General features: G+C 73.2%; 9 protein-coding genes and 1 tRNA gene. 4 read left to right on the top strand and 6 right to left on the bottom strand.

All coding sequences use genetic code 11. The features are described 5' to 3' along the window. The first annotated feature begins 110 nt into the window (after nt 1-110). A complete protein-coding gene (locus NS354_RS06785) occupies nt 111-2078 on the top strand; it encodes an ABC transporter ATP-binding protein (protein ID WP_058593818.1) in 1968 nt (655 codons plus the stop codon). Nucleotides 2079-2087: 9 nt separating this feature from the next. Here the strand turns inward: NS354_RS06785 and NS354_RS06780 are convergent, their stop codons facing one another. Next, on the bottom strand, nt 2088-3215 hold the full coding sequence (locus tag NS354_RS06780; RefSeq protein ID WP_058593817.1) for an acyltransferase family protein: 1128 nt from the start codon (nt 3213-3215) through the stop codon (nt 2088-2090). 40 nt (nt 3216-3255) lie between these two features. On the opposite strand from NS354_RS06780, the gene NS354_RS06775 reads away from it, so the two are divergent. Together NS354_RS06775 and NS354_RS06770 are read left to right on the top strand one after the other, a co-directional pair. Continuing rightward, nucleotides 3256-3864, top strand: a complete 609-nt coding sequence (locus tag NS354_RS06775) for an SOS response-associated peptidase family protein (protein ID WP_058593816.1) — start codon at nt 3256-3258, stop codon at nt 3862-3864. Between the two features lie 137 nt (nt 3865-4001). Beyond that, entirely contained in the window at nt 4002-4664 is a 663-nt protein-coding gene (locus NS354_RS06770; protein ID WP_058593815.1) for a ScbR family autoregulator-binding transcription factor, read from the top strand. A gap of 61 nt (nt 4665-4725) precedes the next feature. On the opposite strand, the gene NS354_RS06765 is transcribed toward NS354_RS06770, so the two are convergent. The 4 genes from NS354_RS06765 to NS354_RS06750 all read right to left on the bottom strand — a co-directional run bounded on the left by NS354_RS06765 (nt 4726) and on the right by NS354_RS06750 (nt 8602). After that, nucleotides 4726-4797, bottom strand: a tRNA-Thr gene (locus NS354_RS06765). A gap of 71 nt (nt 4798-4868) precedes the next feature. Continuing rightward, a complete protein-coding gene (locus tag NS354_RS06760) occupies nt 4869-6482 on the bottom strand; it encodes an alpha/beta hydrolase (RefSeq protein ID WP_241490403.1) in 1614 nt (537 codons plus the stop codon). Beyond that, on the bottom strand, nt 6479-7648 hold the full coding sequence (locus tag NS354_RS06755; protein ID WP_058593813.1) for a DNA polymerase III subunit delta': 1170 nt from the start codon (nt 7646-7648) through the stop codon (nt 6479-6481). The genes NS354_RS06760 and NS354_RS06755 overlap by 4 nt, the downstream gene beginning before the upstream one ends. Nucleotides 7649-7954: 306 nt before the next feature. Further along, nucleotides 7955-8602: a YigZ family protein gene (locus tag NS354_RS06750; protein ID WP_058593812.1), complete on the bottom strand. Its 648-nt coding sequence runs from the start codon at nt 8600-8602 to the stop codon at nt 7955-7957. 52 nt (nt 8603-8654) lie between these two features. Here NS354_RS06750 and NS354_RS06745 point away from each other — a divergent pair, with 52 nt between their 5' ends. Next, entirely contained in the window at nt 8655-9035 is a 381-nt protein-coding gene (locus NS354_RS06745) for an RNA-binding S4 domain-containing protein (RefSeq protein WP_058593811.1), read from the top strand. Here NS354_RS06745 and NS354_RS06740 read toward each other — a convergent pair. Then, on the bottom strand, nt 9032-20923 hold the full coding sequence (locus NS354_RS06740; protein WP_058593810.1) for an isopeptide-forming domain-containing fimbrial protein: 11892 nt from the start codon (nt 20921-20923) through the stop codon (nt 9032-9034). The two genes, NS354_RS06745 and NS354_RS06740, sit on opposite strands and share 4 nt — an antisense overlap. Nucleotides 20924-21026 lie beyond the last annotated feature (103 nt).

Genomic DNA, 21026 nt, shown 5'->3' with positions numbered 1-21026 from the left:
AGCGGGGTCACTTTCCGTGCGTGTCGGGCACGCGACACGCACGACAACTGACCCCGCTCGCACGGGTGGGACGGTCCGGAGGGCGGCGGCGAGCGGCGTAGGCTGGACGGGTGACCGGGCCAGCAGCACCAGCAGAGCGATCCACTCCAGACGGCGCCGAATCGGGCGAACCCCCGCGCACCGCGCCCCGCGGCCCCCGCGCCTCGCTGCGGCAGCTGATCCCGTACCTCTTCGAGCAGCGGGGCCTCCTCGCCGGGGCGCTCGCGCTGGGCCTCGTCGCCGCCGTGGCCTCCCTGGTGCAGCCGCCGCTGCTGGGCCAGATCATCACCCGGGTGCAGGCGGGCCTGCCGCTCGCGGGCCTGCTCGCAGCGCTCTCCGCGATCGTCGTCGTCGGCGCCGTGCTCAGCGGCCTGCAGCACTACCTGCTGCAGCGCATGGGCGAGGGCGTGGTGCTGACCAGCCGCAAGCGGCTCATCGCCAAGATCCTGCACCTGCCGATCTCCCAGTTCGACCGCCGCCGCACCGGCGATCTCGTGTCGCGCGTCGGCAGCGACACGACGCTGCTGCGCGCCGTGCTCACGCAGGGTCTGGTCGAGGCGGCCAGCGGCCTGCTCATCTTCGTGGGCGCCCTCATCGGCATGCTCGTGATCGATCCCGCACTGTTCGGGATCACCTTCGGCGTGATCATCGTGGCGCTCGTCGTGGTGGTCGCCGTCTCCTCCCGCATCCGGCCCGCCGTCGCCCGGGCGCAGGAGAAGGTCGGCGATCTCGCCGCGCAGGTCGACCGCTCGATCACGTCGATCCGCACCATCCGTGCGGCGGGCGCCGCCGAGCGGGAGCAGGCCGCGACCGAGCGCGACGCGACCGAGGCGTACCGGCTCGGCATCAAGGTCGCCCGCATCTCGGCGTTCATCGTGCCGGTGTCGTTCCTCGCGCTGCAGCTCTCGTTCCTCATCGTGCTCGGTCTCGGCGGCTACCGCGTCGCCACGGGGGCGATCACCATCGCCCAGCTGGTCACCTTCATCATCTTCCTCTTCCTGATGGTGACGCCCCTCGGCCAGGCGTTCGGCGCGATCTCCGCGGTCAACCAGGCGCTCGGCGCACTCGGCCGCATCCAGGAGATCGCGGGCCTGGAGACGGAGGCGGAGCGCGACGCGGAGCGCTCCCCGATCGGCAGGCTCGTTCCGCTCGATGAGGTGCGCGAGGAGGGTGCGCCCGCGATCGAGCTGCGCGACGTGCGCTTCACCTACCGCTCCGCGGCTCCGGAGCGGGCCGACGCGCGCGAGCTGGTGCGGGGCGGCCGGGGTGCGCGCCGAGACGCCGAGGCGGCCCCCGCCGAGATCATCGAGACGGAGGTGCTGCGCGGCGTGAGCTTCGCGGTGCCGCGCGGCGCGCGCGTCGCTCTGGTCGGCCCGTCGGGGGCGGGCAAGTCGACGATCCTGGGGCTCATCGAGCGCTTCTACGATCCCGACTCGGGCTCGGTGGCGCTGCACGGCGCCGACGTGCGCACGCTCGACCGCGGCGAGCTGCGTCGCCAGATGGGCTACGTCGAGCAGGATGCTCCGGTGCTCGCCGGCACGCTCCGCGAGAACCTGCTGCTCGCCGCTCCCGATGCGAGCGACGCCGCATGCGAGCGGGTGCTCCGCGCCGTGAACCTGGGCGGCCTGCTCGAGCGCGGGGGCGCCGCGCCGCGCGGCGACGGCGGCCCGGGCCTCGCGGGCGCGCTCGACATGCCGGTCGGCGAGAACGGCGTGATGCTGTCGGGGGGCGAGAAGCAGCGCCTCGCGATCGCTCGCGCACTGCTCACGGCACCGCCGATCCTGCTGCTCGACGAGTCGACCGCCAGCCTCGACGGCGTGAACGAGCGTCTCATGCGCGAGGCGCTCGACGCCGTCTCGACGGGGCGCACCCTCGTGGTGATCGCGCATCGGCTCTCGACCGTCGTCGACTCCGACAAGATCGTCGTGCTCGACGAGGGCCGGGTGGTGGGCGAGGGCACGCACGAGGAGCTGATCGCGAGCACCCCCCTGTACCGCGAGCTCGCGCAGCACCAGCTGCTGGTGCCGGAGGATCGCTGATCGCTCGTCTCAGGCGGCCCCGCGATCCGGCTCTCGGCGCGCATCGCGGAACAGGCGGTCGACGTGGGGGGCCAGCACCCAGCGGAAGGCCCGTTCGACGGGGGCGAGAGCGAGCAGTGCGGCGAGCAGCACGGCTCCGATGCTGAGGATCACGACGCCGGGTGCGCCGAGCGCGCCGACCGTCTCGATGACGCCGAGCTCACGCAGCCCCCACACGATGGGCCCGTGCAGCAGGTAGACGGAGAGCGTGCGGGCACCCCAGTCGGTGGTGACGAGCCGACGGCGCGGCGTCACCACCAGCACCGCGAGCGTCATGGCGGCGGCGAGGAGGAGCAGGAGGGCGGTGACCGCGATGCCGCCGAGCGTCGTCTCGACCCAGTGGTGCGGAGCCCAGTCGCCGATCGGCGCCTCCGAGAAGCGGCGCGCGTAGCCGTCGCGCCACGTGAGCCAGCCGTCGAGCAGCCACCACGAGCGCAGCTGCGGCAGCACGACGAAGCCTGCGGCGACCGCCGAGAGCAGCGCCCACGATGCGGCGCGCAGCCGTCGCCGGGGCGCGGTGAACCAGTCCCCGTCGAGCCACCCGCGCGTTCTCGCGAGCCAGCCGGCGATGAAGAAGGGGAGGAACGTGAGCGTGCGGGCCGCAGAGAACTCGGTGCCGATCACGGGGATCACCCCGCCGGCGAGCGCGATCGCGATGGAGACGAGCAGCGGGTGCCTCAGCTGCGCGAGGTACGGCAGCAGGATGCGCATGGTCACGATGGTGACCAGGTACCAGAGCGTCCACGACGGCGACACGAGGAAGGACTCCGCAGGGGTCTCGTCGACCGCGGCGAACCCGATCGCCACCCAGATGCCCTCCCACATCACCCAGAGCACGATGAGCTGCACCGTCGCTCGAATGGTCTTCGTCGACGCGTCGGCGCGCGAGAAGTAGCCGCTCAGCGCGATGAGGGCGGGCATGTGGAAGAGGAAGATGTAGGTGTAGACGCCGTAGGCGAGCGCTGTGTCGAGCCGCACGGTGGAGATCATGTGGCCGACCACGACGAGGGCGATGAGCGCGAAGCGCGCGTTGTCCCAGAGTGCGACGCGGGGCGCGCCCGCGCGAGCGGTCGTCGGTGCCGTCGTCGGAGTGCCCATTTCTGTAGCCTAGCGACGACTCGCGGCGTATTCTGACCGCATGTGCGCTTCATACGGACTCGGCGGCTCACTGCCCCTCGACCTCGAACCGCTCAGCGAGCCTGGCAGCGCGGCGCTCGTCGACGCGTGGCTCGCCGAGCGCTCGGGCAATGCGAAGATCACGGGCAAGAACGCCCGCAACCTGAACCCGGTCATCACGGCGGATGCGTCGGGCGAGCGCCACGTGCAGCTCGCCTGGTGGTGGCTCTGGCTCGACGCGAGCGGGCCGGTGAAGTTCTCCGCCTTCAACTCTCGCGACGACCGGTTGCTGCGCTCGTGGAAGCGCCCGTTCCAGCACCGCGCGATCCTGCCCGCGACCTGGTACGTCGAGAAGCAGGGCCGCTTCCGCCTGCCGGGCGACGAGGCGTTCGGGATCGCCGCGCTCACGTCGACCGTCGCACTCGAAGACGGATCGGAGCTCATCAGCTACTCGATGGTGACGCGGGACGCGGTGGGCGAGGCGGCGGAGGTGTGGCCGCGCATGCCGCTCGTGCTGCCGCGCGAGATGCACGCCGAGTGGCTCGACCCCGAGCGCCCGGGGGACGCGTCCCTCGTCTCCGAGGTGCAGCACGCCTCCGACGAGATCTCCCGCGCGCTGACCGCCCGCTGATTCCGCGAGCTGATTCCGCGCGTGCGCGCCGCAGCGCACGTCGCAGCACCGCTCGGCCCCGGGATCGGTACGCTGGTGGACGGTGGGTTCGGGTGTTCGCGAGTGTTCGCGACGGTCAAGCGTGGGGAAGAGGAGCTATGGCGGCCGAGCGACGAGTCGCATCGCAGGATCGCGGGCGGGAGACGCAGCAGCGGATCCTCGACGGCGCAGCCGAGGTGTTCGCGAGCGCCGGCTACGGCTCGGCCAGCCTGCGGAGCATCTCCGAGGCCTCCGGGGTCTCCCTCGGCGCGATCAACTTCCATTTCCGCTCGAAGGAGCAGATCGCCCGGGCCGTCATCGAGGAGCAGCACGCGCGCACCGATGCGCTCGCGCGCGAGGTCGTCGCCGCCCACTCGACGACGTTCGCCCGGCTGATCCACCTGTCGTTCGCCGCGTCGGTGCAGATGCACGCCGACCCCGTCGTGCAGGCGGGCGTCGAGCTGACGCTGCAGGTCGGCGACTTCCTCGATCCGAGCGCTCGCAGCGCAGACGGGTGGGACCGCACCGTCGCCGATCAGATCGCGCTCGGGCTCGAACGCGGCGAACTCGAGAGCGACCTCGGCGCCGCGGCCCTCGCCGAGACCTTCCTCGCGTGCTTCACCGGCGCGCAGATCCGCTCGCGCGTGCGCGACGGGCGCCGGGAGCTGCTGCCCGCCGTGCGCGATCTCTGGCTGCTCATCCTGCCCGGTGTCGTCGCACCGGGGCACCGCGCCGCTGCGAGGCGCGCGGTGGATGAGGCGCTCGCCGCCCACGCGGCCTGACGCCCGCGCGCGCGAGCGCCCGAGCACGCGAAAGGCCCCCGCCGAGGCGGGGGCCTGATCGAGCCGACTTCGGGATTTGAACCCGAGACCTGTTCTTTACGAGGGAACTGCTCTACCCCTGAGCTAAGTCGGCCGAGTGCGAGAACGCTCTCGCACACGAGAGATCACTTTAGCACGTTCCGGGAGGCGATGCTGCACGCCCGCTCAGGAGCACTGCGGATCGGCCGCGGGCGTCGCGCCGGTCAGTAGGTACGCGTCGATCGTGTCATCGACGCAGTCGTTCTCGCCGTACGCGGTGTGGCCCTCGCCCTGGTACGTCACGAGCACGCCGCTCTCGAGCTGATCGGCGAGCGATTCGGCCCAGCGGTACGGGGTCGCGGGGTCTCCGGTGGTGCCGACGACGAGGATCGGCGCCGCGCCGGCCCCGGCGACCGGGCCGCGCTCCGAGGTCGGCTGCTCGGGCCAGGCTGCGCAGGCGAGGTCGCCGTACCCCTGGAACCTGCCGATCGTGGGCGCGATCTCGTCGAGCTCGGCCGCGTCGGCGCGCATCTGATCGCGGTCGGAGCTGCCGGCCGGGTAGTCGAGGCAGTTGATGGCGGTGAACGCCTCGGTCGAGTTGCTGAGGTAGGCGCCGTTCTGCCGGTCGTAGTAGAAGTCGGCGAGCATGAGCCCGGTGTCGGCGTCGCCCGCCGCCACGGTCGAGAAGAGCTCGTCGAGGTAGCCCCAGTTGCCCTGGCTGTAGAGCGGCGTGATGATCGCTGTGAGCATGGTCGACACGGTGAACGCCCGCCCGTCCGATCCGGTCAGCGGCTCGGCCTCCACGCGGTCGAGCAGTGCGCTGATCTGCGCCATCGCCACGTCGACGGGGCCGTCGAGCGGGCAGTCGTCGCGGGTGAGGCAGTCGGTCGTATAGGCCCGCAGCGCGGTCTCGAAGCCGCGCGTCTGCTCGCGCACGACGTCGGCGAGGCTGGCAGACGGGTCCATCGCCCCGTCGAGCACCAGCCGGCCGACGCGGTCGGGGTAGGCGTCCGCGTAGCGCGCACCGATGTAGGTGCCGTACGAGTAGCCGAGGTAGTTGAGCTGGGGGTCGCCGACGATGGCGCGCAGCATGTCGAGGTCGCGCACCGTCTCGGCGGTGCTCACGTGCGCGAGCAGGTCGCCCGTCTGCTCGAGGCACGCCTCGCCGAAGTCGCGCTCGTGGGCGAGCGCGGCGTCCATCCACGCATCGCTGCCCTTCTCGAGACCCTGCTCGGCCGGGTCGACGCCGAAGAGGTAGTCGTCCATCGCCGCGTCGTCGAGGCAGGTGACGGGGGTGGAGGCGCCGACGCCACGCGGATCCCACGCGACGACGTCGTAGGCCTCCTGCACATCGGGCTGCACCGCGCCGCCGACCCCGCCCGAGAGGTAGTCGATGCCCGACGCCCCGGGCCCGCCCGGGTTGACGAACAGCGTGCCGATCGGCTCTCCGCCGCGGGCCTCCTGCTTCACGAGGCTGAGGGTGATGGTCTCGCCCGAGGTCTGCTCCCAGTCGAGCGGGGCGTGCACGACGGCGCACTCGAGTCCGTCGCCGCACGGGGCCCAGTCGGGCTGCTGCGCCCCGAAGCCCTCGACGGTGCCGTCGGGCCGGGGCGGCAGCTCCGGTTCGCGGGCCGTGGCCTGCTGCACGAGGGCGGCGATCGGGGCGCAACCCGAGACCGCCAGGGCCGCGGCGGTGGCGAGCGCGGCGACGCCGAGCAGTCGCCGCCCGCGCGCGGCGGCGCGCCGGCGGCGTCGGAGCGTGGCCGCGTTCGACGCGCCGCTCATGGGCGTCCAGCTCATCGGTGCGCTCCGATCTCGGAGGCGCCCGGCACCAGGGTGTCGGCGCTGCTCTGGGTGGCGAAGAGGGCTTCGAGCACGAGCCCCGGGGTGATGCCGCGCCCGAGCCGCTCGCGGGCGACCTCGACCGCGGTCACGACGGCGAGGGCGCGCTCCGGCCCCCACCGCTCGGCGAGGTCGGTGATCGCCGCCGCGCGTTCGCGGTTGATGAGCGCCGGCTCGCCGTGCAGGCCGGTGAGCAGCACGTCGCGGAAGAGCGAGAGCAGGTCGGTGAGGATGCGGTCGATGCCGTCTCGGAGGCTGCGCGTCGCGCGGCGCTTCTGGTCTTCTTCGAGGGCGCGGATCTGGCTGCGCATCTGCGGCGGGATCGCCGCCCCGGCGGGCAGGCCCAGGCTGCGCAGCGCATCCTCGCGCTCGCGCTGGTCGAGGGTCTCGGTGAGCGCGGCGGCATCCGCCTCGGCGACCTTGACGAGCGTCGCCGCCGCGCGCATCGCGTCGCCGAGCGTCTGCACGCCGAGCGCGGCGTCGAGCGTGCGCTCCCGCCGCGCGAGCGCCTCCGGGTCGCTCGCGAGTCGGCGCGCCATGCCGATGTGGCTCTGGGCGAGCCGGGCCGCGCGCTCGGCGAGCTCGGCGTCCATACCGTCGCGCTCGTGCAGCAGGCGCGCGATGTCGGCCGAGCCGGGCGTGACGAGGCGCAGCGAGCGGGCGCGGGAGCGGATGGTGGGCAGCAGATCGGCCTCGCTCGGGGCGCAGAGGATCCAGATGGTGCGCTCCGGCGGCTCCTCGAGCGCCTTCAGCAGCACGTTCGAGGTGCGCTCGGGCATCCGATCCGCGTCCTCGATCACGATGACCCGGTAGCGCCCCTCGGCCGGCGAGTAGTGCGCCGTGGTGACGATGTCTCGCGCGGCCTTGATGTCGATCAGCAGCTTCTGCGTGGTGAGCACGCCGAGATCGGGGTGGGTGCGGGCGCGCACCTGGGCGAACACGGCCTCGCGATCCGGCCCGCGCGAGATCAGGGCCGCGGCGAAGCGGAAGGCGAGGTTCGAGCGACCCGAGCCGGGAGGTCCCGTGATGAGCCAGGCGTGCGCGGGCGCCGCATCGGGCGCCGCGGCCGCGTCCAGGGTGCGCACCGCCTCCGGTTGACCCACGATCTCCGCCCAGTACTCCACCCCGGAATCGTATCGCGCCCCGCCGACACGGGGATGGGCACGACCGCCGCGGGTGAAAGTGCGGGTGAATAGTGCCGATCCGCCTCCCGCTCGCCCGGCCGCGGACGTATGCTGTTCAGCGGTTGAAGATTCGTTCCCCCGAGTTCAGACCACCCTCCCGAGCCGCATTTCCCCAACTGGCGCGGGAGACACGCCCCCGGCCCTGTCCCCCAGGACGCCGGGGGCTTTTTCGCGCCCGGCACGCGGCACCCGGCGTCCGGCACCCGGCGTCCGGCTCCCGGCGCCCGGGGGCGCGGGACCCCGGGCTCACGGCGCGGGGCGCCCCGCGTCGGAGTCGATGTCGACGTACGCGGCGTCGCCCACCTCGACCGCCGCGGCGCCGGCGCTCACCTCGGCAGCGAGCGACGCGAACGCCGCGACCTCGTCCTCGGCGAGCGCGAAGCGCTGCACCACGCGGTCGGTGTACTCCGCCGCACCCACCGCGTACCCCCGCCGCCGCGCCTCGGCCTCGATCTGGGGTGCGACGTCGTACGCGCAGCTGAGGGCGACGGATCGCCGCAACGCGCGCCGCTGCCGACGGGCGAGCAGCGTCGCGCGCGCCACGGTCGAGCGGTACGCCCGCGTCAGCCCGCCGGCGCCGAGCAGCACGCCGCCGAAATAGCGGGTGACGACCGCCACGACGTCGCTGAGCCCCGCCGAGACGATCGCGTCGAGCATCGGTGCGCCCGCGGTGCCGCTCGGCTCCCCGTCGTCGTTGGAGCGCTGCACGCGCCCGTCGGGGCCGAGCACGAACGCCGAGCAGTGGTGCCGGGCCCGCGGGTGCTCGGCGCGCACGCGCGCGATGACCGCCCGCGCGGCGGCCTCGTCGTCGACCCGTTCGAGGCGCACGAGGAACCGCGATCGCGAGATCTCCTGCTCGGCGTCCACCGCCGCCGCGATCGTCTCGTACTCCATCGCCCTCGCTCCGACAGGGGGCGCGCCCTCCGCCCCGGCTACCATCGAGTCTATGGCCGGTGACAGCGTACGAGTCGACACATGGGTCTGGGGCGTGCGCCTCGCCAAGACGCGCAGCCAGGCGACCGCCGCCTGCCGGGCCGGGCACGTGCGCGTGAACGGCGCGACCGCGAAGGCGTCGCAGGCGGTGCGCCTGGGCGACGAGGTGCGCGTGCGCCGCAACGGCTTCGACACGATCTACCGCGTCGCCGGGCTGCCGGTGCGGCGCGGCAGCGCAGCCGAGGCCGCGCAGCACTTCGACGACCTCACGCCGCCCCCGCCGCCGCGCGTCGAGCGGCCCGCCGAGATCGTGCGCGACCGGGGCGCGGGCCGGCCGACGAAGCGCGAGCGGCGCGACATCGACCGGCTCCGCGGCCGGGGCGACGCGGGCTAGGCCCCCGCCTCCCGCTCCCGGCGCCGCCGCGTCTCCAGCAGCGCGCCGGCTCCGGCGAGCAGCATCAGCAGCGCGGCGAGCGCCGCGAACGCGGCGGTGCCGGCGCCCGTCGTGGCGAGCCCGGCGGCGGCCGCGACCGGCGCGGTGACCGAGGCGGCGAGCACCGCGTCTGCGGTCTGCGCGGTCGGCGTCTCGACCGTCGCGGAGTTCGCGACCGACGGGTACGCGCCCTGATCGACGTGCACGAAGAGCGCGAACTCTGCCCGCTCGCCGACCGCGAGGCCCTGCGGCAGCGTCCAGGTCACCGTCGATCCCGACACCTGCACGGTGTCGTCGGGCGAGGAGGCGAAGCGCAGGCCGGCGGGCAGCGCATCGGTGACGGTGATCGGGCCCGGGTCGAGCGTCGGCCCGCGGTTCTCCACCGCGATGCGGTACTCCCCGATCTGCCCGACCCGCAGCTCCCCGACCACGGTCTTCTCGGTGACGAGCGTCGCGACGGGGTCGACGCGCACGACGGCGCTCGACACGTCGTTCGCCGGATTCTCGTCGTCCGCGGCGCTCACGGAGGCCACGTTCGCGAGCCCGTCGGCCGAGACTACGGTGTCGGCGACGGCCGCCTGCAGCGTGATCTCCACGGTCTCGCCGACCGCCAGGCTCGCGCCCGCGTCGATCGGCGTCCACGTCAGCCGCTCCGCGCCTGACGCGCGAGCGAATGCCGGTTCGAGGGCCTCGGCGGGGCTTCCGGCGACGGAGACGCGCGCGCTTCCCGGCACGTACGACATGCCGACGGGCAGCGCGTCGACGACCTCGATCGGGCCGCGGGCGATGCTCGGGCCCTCGTTGGTGACGAGCAGGCGGTAATCGGCGATGCCGCCCGCGTTCACGCGATCCTGCGCGCTCGTCTTCTCGATCGCGAGATCGGCGCGCGCCGCCTCGTCGCTCGCGTCGTCGGCGACCGGTCGGTTCGCCGAGTTCGCGGCCGTCGCATCCGCCCGGTTGATGAGCGGTTCGCTCACGTCGAGGGCGGGGTCGGTGCGGTACGTGACGATGAAGGATCGCAGCTGCTCGGGGCCGACCTGCTGCGTTCCGGCCAGCGCGAACGTATCCCAGCCCGGGTTCGCCGTGCCGTCGGCGCCGAGGCCCCCCGCGCTCCGCGTCCACTCGCCCGACTCGCTGGCCATCGCGAGGAAGGCGAGGCCCTCGGGCGCCTGATCCACGACGCGCACCTCGCGCGCGTCGGCCGAGCCGTCGTTGCGCACGGTGATGCGGTACGACACGTCGGTTCCGGGCACGACCTGCGGCACGGGGTCGACGGAGGCGGCCGGCACCCACGCGCCGTCGGACTGCACGACGCGCGTCTTCCAGAGCGTCAGGCTCGTGCGGTCGCCGGGCGAGAACGCGGCGTCGTCGGTGTCGTTCGCCGGTTCGGGATCGGCCGTCGCTCCCGCGCGCACCGCAGCGGTGTTCACGATCTCGCCGCCCGTCCACGCCGCATCGACGATGCCGGTCAGCGCGAGGTCGGGCTCGTCCCCCACCGCCAGGGCTGCGCCCGTGTACGTCCAGGTGATCGTGTCGCCCGCACGCGCCGCGGCCCAGCCACCGGCATTCGAGAAGCTGGCGCGCCACAGGTCCGTCGACGGATCCTGCACGAGGGCCGAGACGCCCGCGGGGAGGGTGTCGGTGACGGTGATCGGCTGCGCCTGCGTGCTGCGCGCGGTCGACGGCCCGAGGTTGCGGGGCTCGAGGCTCCACGTGACCGCAGCGCCCGCGGTGATGTCCTCCGGCGCAGACACCACGCGCTTCGCGAGCGCGAGGTCGGCCTCGCCGGTGACATCGATGAGATCGACGGCGCGGTCGTTCAGCGGGTTGTTGTCGTTCGGACCGTCGACGAGCGCGACGTTCTCGATGCCCGAGCCCGGCGCGAGGTCGGCGTCGATCGACGCGGTGAAGGTGATGACGACGGTCTGCCCGGGGGCGAGCGTCAGGCCGACGGTGGGGTCGGCCCAGGTGAGCGTGCCGCCCGAGACCGCGGGTTCGACCGGAACGGCGCCGCCTCCCGCGATCGCGACCGCGGCGGAGCCGGCGACGTAGCCGAAGCCGGCGGGCAGCTCGTCGGTCACCGCGATGGGCGCGTCGGAGATGCTCGGCCCGTGGTTCGTGACGAGCAGCCGGTACTCGGCGGTCTCGCCGGCCACGGCGGCGGCAGTGCCGGCGGGGGCCGTGTGCGACTTCGCGATCTCGAGATCGGCGCTGCGCGTCGGGGCCACGCCCTCGTCATCGCTCGCGTACGCCCGGCCTCCGTCTGCCGCCCGCCAGTTCGCGGCGGAGGCTTCGACGGTGTTGACGAACGATTCGCCGTTCGGCATGGCCGGGTCGCTGCCGTAGGTCACGATGAAGGATCGCGCGTGCTCCGCGCCCCGCTGCTGCGTGCCCGCCAGCTGGAACGTGTCCCAATCGTCACTGCTGCCGGCGCTCGACTCGCCGCCCGCCGTGCGGCTCCATGCGGCCGCGCCCTCGGACTCGTGGGAGTCGTAGCGCAGCCCCTCGGGCACCTCGTCGACGACGGTCACGTCTCGCGCGTCGGCGGGCCCGTCGTTGATGACGGTGACGCGGTAGCTCACGTCGTCGCCGGGGCGGAACGCCGGTACGGGATCCTGCTCCGCCGCGACGACCCACTCGCCGTCGGCGAGCACCACTCGGGTCTTCGCCACGCGCAGCGCGGTGGCGTCGCCGGGAGCCGCGGTCGCCGTGCTCGCGTTGTTCGACCCCTGGGGATCGCGCGTCTCGCCGGGCACCGCCTCGGCGGTGTTCTCGATCGCGCCGCCCGTCCAGGAGGCGTCGATCGCGCCGGCGAGCGAGATGTCGTATGCGCTGCCGTCGAACGCCTCGCCCGAGCCCACCGGCAACTCGTCGCCGGTGAAGGTCCAGGTGATGGTGTCGCCGGCGCGCGCCGGGAAGGCTGCCCGCTCGCCGTCGCGCTCGACGGTCGCGGCCCACATCTCGGTGGAGGGATCCGCGACCTGCGAGACGCCCGCGGGCAGGGTGTCGGTGATCGTGATGGGCGCGGTGCCCGTGCTCACCGAGACCGAGGGCCCCGCATTGCGGGGAGCGATGCGCCAAGCGATCGCCTCGCCGGCGGTGATGCCCGACTCGGGGGTGGCGCGCTCGTCGAGGGTCTTGGAGATCAGCAGATCGGCGAGGGGCACGACGGTGATCGCGTCGTCGTCGCACCCGGGGGCAGCCGGGGAGTCCGGGGCCGGAGCCTCGGGCGATGCGGCGCACGCCTCGTTCGTGACCTCGGTGCGCGTGCCGATATCGGCCGTGACGCGCGCCGAGAGCTGCAGCTGAGGCGCCGACGCGCCGGGGAGCACCGTTCCGGAGTACGCGGCCACCACGGTGGTCGCGCCATCGGCGGCCGGCGTCGCGCCGGTCACGCTCCACCCGTCGCCCGCGGCGCTGCCGTCGATGTAGGCGAGCCCGGCGGGCAGGGTGTCGGTGATGGTCAGCGTGTTCGACGACGAGGGCCCGCTGTTGCGCGCGTCGAAGGTGAAGACGACCGTGTCGCCGATCTCGAACTCGTCGGGCGCTGCCGCGATGTGCCCCTTCTCGAGCCGGACATCGGCGTTGCGCGTCACCTCGACGGCCGCCGAGTCGTCGTTCGGGTGCGGATCGCCGGAGGGCTCCGGCGTCTCCGACGCGACCGCGGCGGTGTTCGTCAGGGTGCCCGCAGCGAGGGTCGGCGCGAAGCGCGCCTCGAACTCGATGACGGGCGCGATGCCGCGATCCGCATCGGCCGCGGTATCGGCCGGGAGGCCCGCGGCGAGCGTGAACGTGACCACCTGCGGCGTCTCGGCATCGGCGTCGGAGGCCTGCACGCTCCAGGGGCCGACCGCAGCGAGCGATTCGTCGACGGTGACGCCGAGCGGGAGGGTGTCGGTGACGACGATCGGGCCGACCGCATCGCTCGGGCCGAAGTTGCGCACCTGCAGGCGGTACCAGATCGACTCTCCGGCGAGCACGCCGGCGTCGGCGACCGCGTCGCCCTCGGGCTCGTCGATCACGAGCTTCTCGATGCCGAGGTCCGCCTCCGCGACGACGGCGACGGTCGCCGCGTCCTCGTCGCTCCGCGTCCCTGCGCTGTCGCTCCAGGTGAGCGTGGCGGTGTTCTCGAGCTCGACGCCTGCCAGCACGGTCGGCGCGACCGCCGCGGTGACCCGCAGCGTACTGCTGCCCACCGGGAGCAGGCCGTCGTGCTCGGCGTACGCGCACGAGGCGCTGCGCGTGCCCGGCGCGGAGGCGTCGCAGTTCCACCCGTCGCCCGAGATCGCCACGAGCGTCATGCCCTCGGGCAGTGCGTCGGCGATCTGCGCCGGCGCGGCGGACGGGCCCGCGTTCGTCACCTGCAGCGTGTAGTCGACGGTGCCGCCCGCGAGCGCCGTGCCGCTGTCGGCGGTCTTCTCGACCGACATGGTCGCGGAGCGCACCAGGTCGATCTCGTCCTCGGCGTGGTTGTTGGCAGGATCGGTGTCGTTCGGCGCCGACACGTCGGCGCTGTTGCGCACTGCGGCCTGCGGCGCGAGGTCGGCGTCGACGTCCGCGACGAACGCGATTACGGCGGCGGCCCCGAGCGGCAGATCGGCCCCGCCGGTGGCATCGGCCCAGGCGAGCGTGCCGTCGACCGCCGTCGGCTCGAGCGCGACGGGCGCGGCGCCGTCGACCGCGACCGTCGCGGTGCCGGCCCGGTAGGCGAAGCCGTCGGGCAGGACGTCGGTCACCGCGATCGGGGCGTCGGAGTCGCTCGGCCCCTCGTTGGTGACGACCAGTCGGTAGGTCACCGAGCCGCCCGCGGGCACGGCCTCGCCGGCCGCCGGAGCCGTGTGCGACTTCGCGATCGACACGTCGGCGCGGCGGTTCGAGCCGGTGCTGTCGGTGGCTTCCGGCTCGTTGCCCGAGTTCTCGGCCGAGGCGACCACCGCGTTCGTGATGGTGTTCAGCACGGACGGCGACGAGTCGTACGTCACCACGAACGAGCGCGTCGTCTGCGGGGCCTGGGAGCCCTGCAGGTCGAAGGCGTCGGCGGTCGCGGTGTGGCTGTCGCTCCACGCGGCGCCGTCGATTCCGACGTGGCTCGAGTAGCTCAGGCCGTTCGGGCGCGTGTCGGTCACGCGCACCGCACGGGCATCCGCCGGCCCGTTGTTCGCCACGTCGATGCGGTAGCTCACCGCGGTGCCCGGAACGAACGGCTCGTCCGCGGTGGCGGGGCGCCAGGTGCCGCCGTCGTCGACGACGCGCGTCTTCGTGACCCCGAGCGCGGTGCGGTCGTCGGGGGTGACGCCCACCTCGGAGGCGTTGTTCCCGTCACCGCCCGCGGGCTCTGCAGTCGCGCCCGGGGCGACCGTCGCGGTGTTCAGCAGCTCGCCGGTCTGCGAGCTCAGGAGCGTGCCCGAGAGCGTCACCTGCGCGGTCGCGCCGACCGGCATCGCTGCACCCCGGTACGTCCAGACGATCTCGGTGCCGGCGTCCACACCGGCCGCGGGGATGGCGCTGCCGTCGGCGAGCGCCGCCGACCAGTCGGCGTTGCTCGACGGCGTCGCTCCGGTCACTCCCTCCGGCACCGTGTCCGAGATGGTGATCGGGGCGTCCGCACTCGCCGCCGAGACCGACGGGCCGAGGTTGCGCACGGTGATGCCCCAGGTGATCGGGGAGCCCACGATCGGGTCGGCCGTGTTGACGACCTTCTCGATCGCGAGGTCGGCGATGGGGCTCAGCGCCTGCTGCGCGGTCGACGTGTTGTCGCCGCGGCGGTTCTGCGCCTCGAAGGTGCGGCCCAGCACGTCGGCGGTGTTCGACAGCTGCGCCGCGCTGGCCGTGGCGGTGTCGATCGCCGTGACGTCGGCCGTGAGCACGATGCGGTCGGAGCCGTCGGCCTTCAGGCTCGTCGTGGTCAGGCCGACCGCCATCGAGCCGTCGCCGTTCAAGGTGAGCGGGAGCGCCGAGCCCGTGGCGTCGTTGGAGCTCGCGTAGTACCGCGCCGAGAAGGCGCCGGTCTGCACGCCGCTCGGCTGCACCGTGGTGTCGGTGAAGGCGAACGGGCCGAAGCTGGCGTCGGGGCCCTGGTTCGTCACGGTGACCCGCCACTGGGGCTGGACGTAGCGGCCGCTCACGGGGCCCTGACCCGGCACCCAGGCGCCGGTCGCGAGCCCGTGCAGGTTCGTCGCCTGCGCGCCCGTGCCGGTCACTCCGCCGACCGCCCGCTTCTCGACGTGCAGGTTGGCGTCGCGGAGGAACGCGCTGTCAGCCGCATTCGCCCCCGTGTAACTGCCCGAAGCGCTCCCGGTCGCATTCCGACGATCCGTGGTGACCGCGCTCAGCGTGTTCGTGTGCGGGTTCGCCGAGCCGACGCCCGGTGCGGTGAGCGCGTCGGGGTTCTTCGGCGTCGCCGTGTAGCGGATCGTGATGCTCTGCCCCGGCTGCAGCACGACCGGCGTCGAGGCGTCGATCGAGTCGCTGCCGAACGTCCACACGAGCGGGCCGTTCGCGCCGCCCGCGGGGGGTGTCGAGGCCACCGTTGCGCCGGCGACCGTGATGCGCTTCACCTCTGTGAACGTCCAGTTCGCCGGAAGCGTGTCGGTCAGCACCACCTTCTGCGCAGCACCGCCGTTCGCCGCGTTCGTCGCGGTGAGCACCCACTCGAACGGCTCACCGGCGTAGGCGGACTTCGATGTGTCGGCCGCCGCCTTGGCGAGGGTGACGCGGGGAAGGAGTGGCGTGACCGTGGCCTGCGCGGTCTGCGTCGACGTGAAGCGCTCGCCGTTCGTCGGGAACGATTCGTACCCGGCGATGCCCGCCGTGTTGCGCTTCGCGCCCGAGGTGAGCGTCGCCGACGGCGAGAACGCGGCCTCGTACGTGAGCGCGACCGTCGCGCCGGGTGCGACCGGGCCCGGAATGCTCCAGGTGATCGTGCTGCCCGACTTGGAGACGGCGCCCGCGGGCGCCGCGACTCCGCCGATCTTGAACGTGGACTCGTCGACGACGATTCCCGCGGGCACCTGATCGGTGATCGTGGCGTTGAACGCGTCGCTGCGGCCGGCGCCGCTGCCGTTCACGGCGCGCACCTCGTACGTGAAGCGCTGGTCGACCTGCCCGTTCGCAGATGCGGTGTACGCCCCCGTGGCGCCGGTGCGCTTCACGCCCTTCGCCACCGTGAGCTGCGGGCGCAGGATGTCGACGCCGGCAGAGCTCGCGAGCGTCTGGAAGCCCGCGTTCTGCGCAGTGCTCGACTTCCACATGAAGTTCGCCGTGTTGCCGACCCGGGCGTCGGTCACGAGATCCTTCGCGATGAGCACGTCGTAGCGCAGCACGAGCACCCGCGCGTCGGCGCTGCTCGCGATCGTGCCGCCGTTCGCCGTGTACTCCCAGGTGCGAGTGTCGCCGCCGCTCGCGGCGATCGACCAGTTCGCGGTGTCGTCGGCCGTGGCGCCGCCCGCCGTCTCCAGCGTCACCGACGCATTCGAGATCGGCTGGCTCGTCTTGAGGCCGATGTCTTCGAGCTGCACGTCGTAGTAGTTGACGTACGGCTGCAGGGCGACGCGCACCTCGTACTCGGCGGTCGCGCCGACGGGCGCGCTCGCCGTGGGGCCGAATGCCGCTCCCGACCCCTGCACGCGCACGTGCTTGGTGATGGCCGCCGTGTCGGCGGTGACGGTCGCCGCGCTCGACGCGCTGAGGGCGCCCCCGCGCTCGTGATCGGCGTCGATCGCGGCCGGCAGGGTGTAGCCCTGCACGTCGACGGTGTTGGTGTACGTCTGCCCGGCACCCGCCTGCGGGTCGAGCTTCGCCTGATAGGTCAGCGTGACCGCACCCGGCACCTCGCGCAGCTCGGCGATGTCGGCCGAGTCCCAGACGATGTCGCCGCTGCTGCCGTCGAGGGCGCCCGCGGCGATCCCGACCGAGCTCTGGGGCAGGGGCGCGCCGTTCACGGTGAAGGATGCGGGATCGACCCGCAGCCCGGCCGGAAGCCGGTCGGTCACCACGTTGTCGTAGCTCTTCGGAGCCGAAGCGCCGTTCCCCACGACGATCGTGAAGGTGACCGGCTGGTCGACGTTGACCCCCGTGGTGCGGCTCGCCGACTTCGTCACGGCGAGCTTCGGCTCGACGGCCTGCACCGGCGCGTTCGCGGCCTTCGTGCGCTGCGCGCCGCCCGCCGGATCATCGTAGGCGAGTACTGCGCGATTCTGCAGCGTGCCGGGATTCGTGTCGCCGACCCAGTAGGTCGCCTGCACGCGGAACACCTGGTCGCCGGCCGTGCGGTTCGTGTACGTCGCCGGGAAGCCGAGCTCGCCCGACGCGGAGTCGGAGCAGGTGAAGCCGGCGAGCGCACCGGTGCCGCACGCGTCGGGGGTCGACGTGGCGTTGCCGGGCGCGAAGTACTGCGCGCTGCCCGCGACGTATCGGGTCTCGACGGGCTGGCCCGCCGTGTTCGTCAGCGTGCCGCGGTCGGCGAGGGTCGCGTTCGACACCGTCGTGCGCGCGGGAATCGTGACCGAGTACTCGAACGTCGCGTATTCGCCCTGCACGATGGCGCCGGCCGCGTTGTTCGGGTCGCTGACGCCGGGCGTGCTCGGTGAGATCTCGGTGGAGACGAGGGTCTTCGCCACCGCGGCGTCGGGAAGGTGGATCTCGGCCGCGTCGTACGTATCGGCATCGCCGAAGCCGACCTCGTCGGCGGCCGGGGTGCGGTTCGTGAGCAGCTGACCGCCGCTCTCCTGCTGGGGCACGACGGTCGTCGGCTCCGCTGAGGATCCGGGGTGCGGGATGTCGTAGCTCACGATGCCCGCCGTGTTCTCGTAGCTCTGCGCCAGCTGGGCCGCGGCTCCGCCGGAGCCGTCCGGAACGTTCAGCGCGTATCCGAGCGTGAATCCGCGCGTCACTGCGTCGGTCGTGCCGGTAGCGGGCGACGAGCCCGGAACCTCGCTCGAGATGGTCCAGATCACGACGGATCGGCCGGCGTACTCCGCGCTGAGCTGCGGCCCGTCGCTCGGCACCGCGTCGACGGCGGTCGCCGTGAAGTCGTCGGCGTCGAGCGGCGTCTCCGGGCTGCCCGGCATGCCGCCGTCGTAGAGGCTGGCCGTGAAGCTGCCGGTCGCGATGTCGGCCGCCGTCACCCCCTCGGGCAGCACGTCCCAGATCTGGTAGCCGCTCGTCGTGTTCTGCGGAGCGGTGACGTCGATGCGGTACGTGACCGTGTCGCCCTGTGCGACGGTCTCCCCGCTGCCGCCCTCGCCGAAGGCGCGGTTCGCGCTGCCGCCGGCGTGCGTGTTGGTCTCGATGCCCTTCTGCAGCGTCGCGCCCCAGTCGAGGTCGATCGTCGCGTCCGACCGGCGGAAGGCGAGTTCTCCGTCGACGTTCACCTGCTGGTACTTGGCGTGGTTCGCCGGGCTGTCGAGATCGTCGGCGGAGGCGGACTGCGCCGTGACGACGCCCTCGATGAACACCGTGAGGGAGCTCCCGAGCGGCATGAAGCGGAAGTCGCCGCGCTGCTCGCCGAGATCCCAGGAGAGGCGCGAGCCGTCGACCGCGGGTTCGGGGATGTACGCGAGCGGGAATCCGGCGTCGGTGCGCGACTGCGGGGCGGCGGTGTCGGCGGCGTCGGCCATGCCGGTGAACGCGTACTTCGCCTGGACGAAGTCGACGCCGGCCGGCAGGTAGTCGTCGAGCACCGGGTTGCGGGTCTCGGCGCCCTCGGTGAAGGGCACCTGGATGCGGTACCAGACCCGGTCGCCGGGCGAGAACGGAGCCGAGGCCCGCTTCTCCCAGGCTGCGGGATCGGCGACGCCCTCGTCGAGGGTGCGGCCGCGGGCGAGCACCTCCTTCTCGATGTTCGTGAAGTGCGACGTGATGGTCGCCTGCGAGTCGTCGAGCGGGTGGCGCTCGTCGCCGACGCGCTCCAGCAGAGCCGGGTCGGCCGCGATCGCCGCGATGGGCGAGGTCGTGCCGGTGATCGAGACGCGGTTCGTGAGGCGGTCGCCCGAGCTGGTGTTGCCCTTCGCCCCGGTGTAGTTCGGGCGCTGCATGAGGGTGTACCGCACCTCGGCCGAGGTGTTGGCCGCGAGTGCGTCGACCGCGAACACGACGGTGAACTCGCCGGTGGCGGAGTCGAACTCGATCGATTCGACGGTGGCCGCGTCGACGGCGGCGCCGGTTTCGGCGCTCGGGTAGTTGCAGGCGGATCCGCGAGTCACTGCCTGGCTCCAGGCGGCGGCGTCTGCGTAGGCGCCCGCCGCTTCGCCGTTCACGATGCTGAGCCGCGGTGCCGGCGACTGCTCGGGGAAGGCCGGGCACAGTCCGTTCGGGATCACGTCGGTGAGCCGCACGTCGCGCGCATCCACGTACTCGCTCGCGCGCACCTGCAGCGTGTAGTTCGCCAGCGCTCCCGTGGTGAAGGCGTCCTCCTGCACGCGCTTGATGACGTGCAGGTCGACCGCGTCGACGGTCTCGGTGTCGGTGTCGGACGTGGTGCGCAGGGCGTCGTCGTCGTCGAGCACCGGCCCCGTGAAGGCGCCCGAGGCGGTGGCGGCGTTCGTCAGCGCCTGCGCGCCCGCCGGGGCGGCGGCGTCCGCGCTGCCGTGACGCGTCGAGGGGCCCGTGTTGTTGCCGAGGTTCGCGCCCTGCAGCCCCGAGGCGGCGTCGGGCGCGGCCCCCTCCCACAGCGCGTTCTCGAACAGCGGCACCGCTGCGTAGTACTTGAGCTCCACCGAGCCCGAGGTGCCCGCCGATGCGGGGAACGACTGGGCCGTGCCGCCCGCGAGGTCGTTCAGCGTCCACGTGACCTTGGTGTAGACGCCCGCCCCGGCGAGTCCGAGCGCATCCGCCTCGGCGCCGGAGAGCGCAACGGTCTCCACGCGCTCGGCCGCGGCGGAGGCGAGGGGGCTCAGCGCGGGCATGCGCCGCGGCTGCCCGTCGACGGTGTACTCGCCTGTTCCTGCCGTCGTGTTGTCTCCGCCCGCGAGCCCGAGGTATTCGAGCCCCGCCGGGAGGTAATCGGTGACCGTCACTCCCGAGGTCGGGGCCTCGCCCGTGTTCTGGACTCGGATCGTGTAGACAGTGGGGTGATCGTGCACGCCCCGCAGCAGCTCGCGCTCGGGGCTCGGCTCGGATTTGGTGACGCGCAGCGCCCGCACGTCGGGCTGCGCGAAGTCGGCGTCGACGCCGGGCTTGGACGTGTGATCCGCGGTCTTCGCCTTGCTCTCCGAGCCGTCGAAGGCGGGCAGGCGCGACGGATCATCGCTCGTGTACGCCGTCGCGTTGAAGGTGATGGTGCTGCCGACGGGGTACGCGGCGGCGTCGGGGCGCACCGTCACGTTGAGCGGCACCGTGCCGCCCTGCGGCAGGTCGTCGATGTTCGCCCACACCCACAGCTGCTGGCCGGCGGGTACCGCGCACCGGTTCGCGGGCCCGGCCGGGTCGAGCTCGGAGGCGGGGATCAGGCCGCTCGCGGCGCAGCTCTCGGCGGTCGCCGCAGCGGTGCGCGACTCGTTCGGCAGCACCGAGAGCGGGCCGTAGACCTGCGTCGGCTGCTGCGATCCTCCGCCCGCGACGAACGAGACCGACTCGGGCAGCAGCGCCGAGACGCCGAGGTTGAACTGCTTGCCGCCGTCGGTGTTCGCGACCTCCACGGTGAACGACGCGTCCTCGCCGGCGAGGATGAAGTTCTTCGCACCGGCTCCCGCGCTCTCGACCGTCACCTTCGGCGCCCACTCGGCGGCGACCGCCTGCTGCGCGCCGACGCCGACGGCGACGAGTGATCCCGCGACGATCGCGCCTGTCGCGATGCTCGCGATCAGAGAACGAACGCGGCTCCGCCGAGCGCCCACGACTGCTGTCACCATCTTGTCCACTTTTCCCTTGCGCGCACCAGGGCGCCCCGCCCGACGAAGTTCGAGGCGACGCTCGGTGCACAGTTCGCGCGTCGCCCGGCGGTGCGGGCACACG

Origin of the sequence: Leucobacter chromiiresistens (genome assembly GCF_001477055.1) — a bacterium.
Classification (GTDB): Bacteria; Actinomycetota; Actinomycetes; order Actinomycetales; family Microbacteriaceae; genus Leucobacter; species Leucobacter chromiiresistens_A.
This window is presented reverse-complemented; position numbering and strand designations above follow the sequence as displayed.

Bases quoted from the DNA above. Each gene is read 5' to 3' on its own strand.
- NS354_RS06780 (WP_058593817.1), bottom strand. From the start codon at position 3,215: ATGGGCACTCCGACGACGGCACCGACGACCGCTCGCGCGGGCGCGCCC.
- NS354_RS06775 (WP_058593816.1), top strand. From the start codon at position 3,256: ATGTGCGCTTCATACGGACTCGGCGGCTCACTGCCCCTCGACCTCGAA.
- NS354_RS06770 (WP_058593815.1), top strand. From the start codon at position 4,002: ATGGCGGCCGAGCGACGAGTCGCATCGCAGGATCGCGGGCGGGAGACG.
- NS354_RS06760 (WP_241490403.1), bottom strand. From the start codon at position 6,482: ATGAGCTGGACGCCCATGAGCGGCGCGTCGAACGCGGCCACGCTCCGA.
- NS354_RS06750 (WP_058593812.1), bottom strand. From the start codon at position 8,602: ATGGAGTACGAGACGATCGCGGCGGCGGTGGACGCCGAGCAGGAGATC.
- NS354_RS06745 (WP_058593811.1), top strand. From the start codon at position 8,655: ATGGCCGGTGACAGCGTACGAGTCGACACATGGGTCTGGGGCGTGCGC.
- NS354_RS06740 (WP_058593810.1), bottom strand. From the start codon at position 20,923: ATGGTGACAGCAGTCGTGGGCGCTCGGCGGAGCCGCGTTCGTTCTCTG.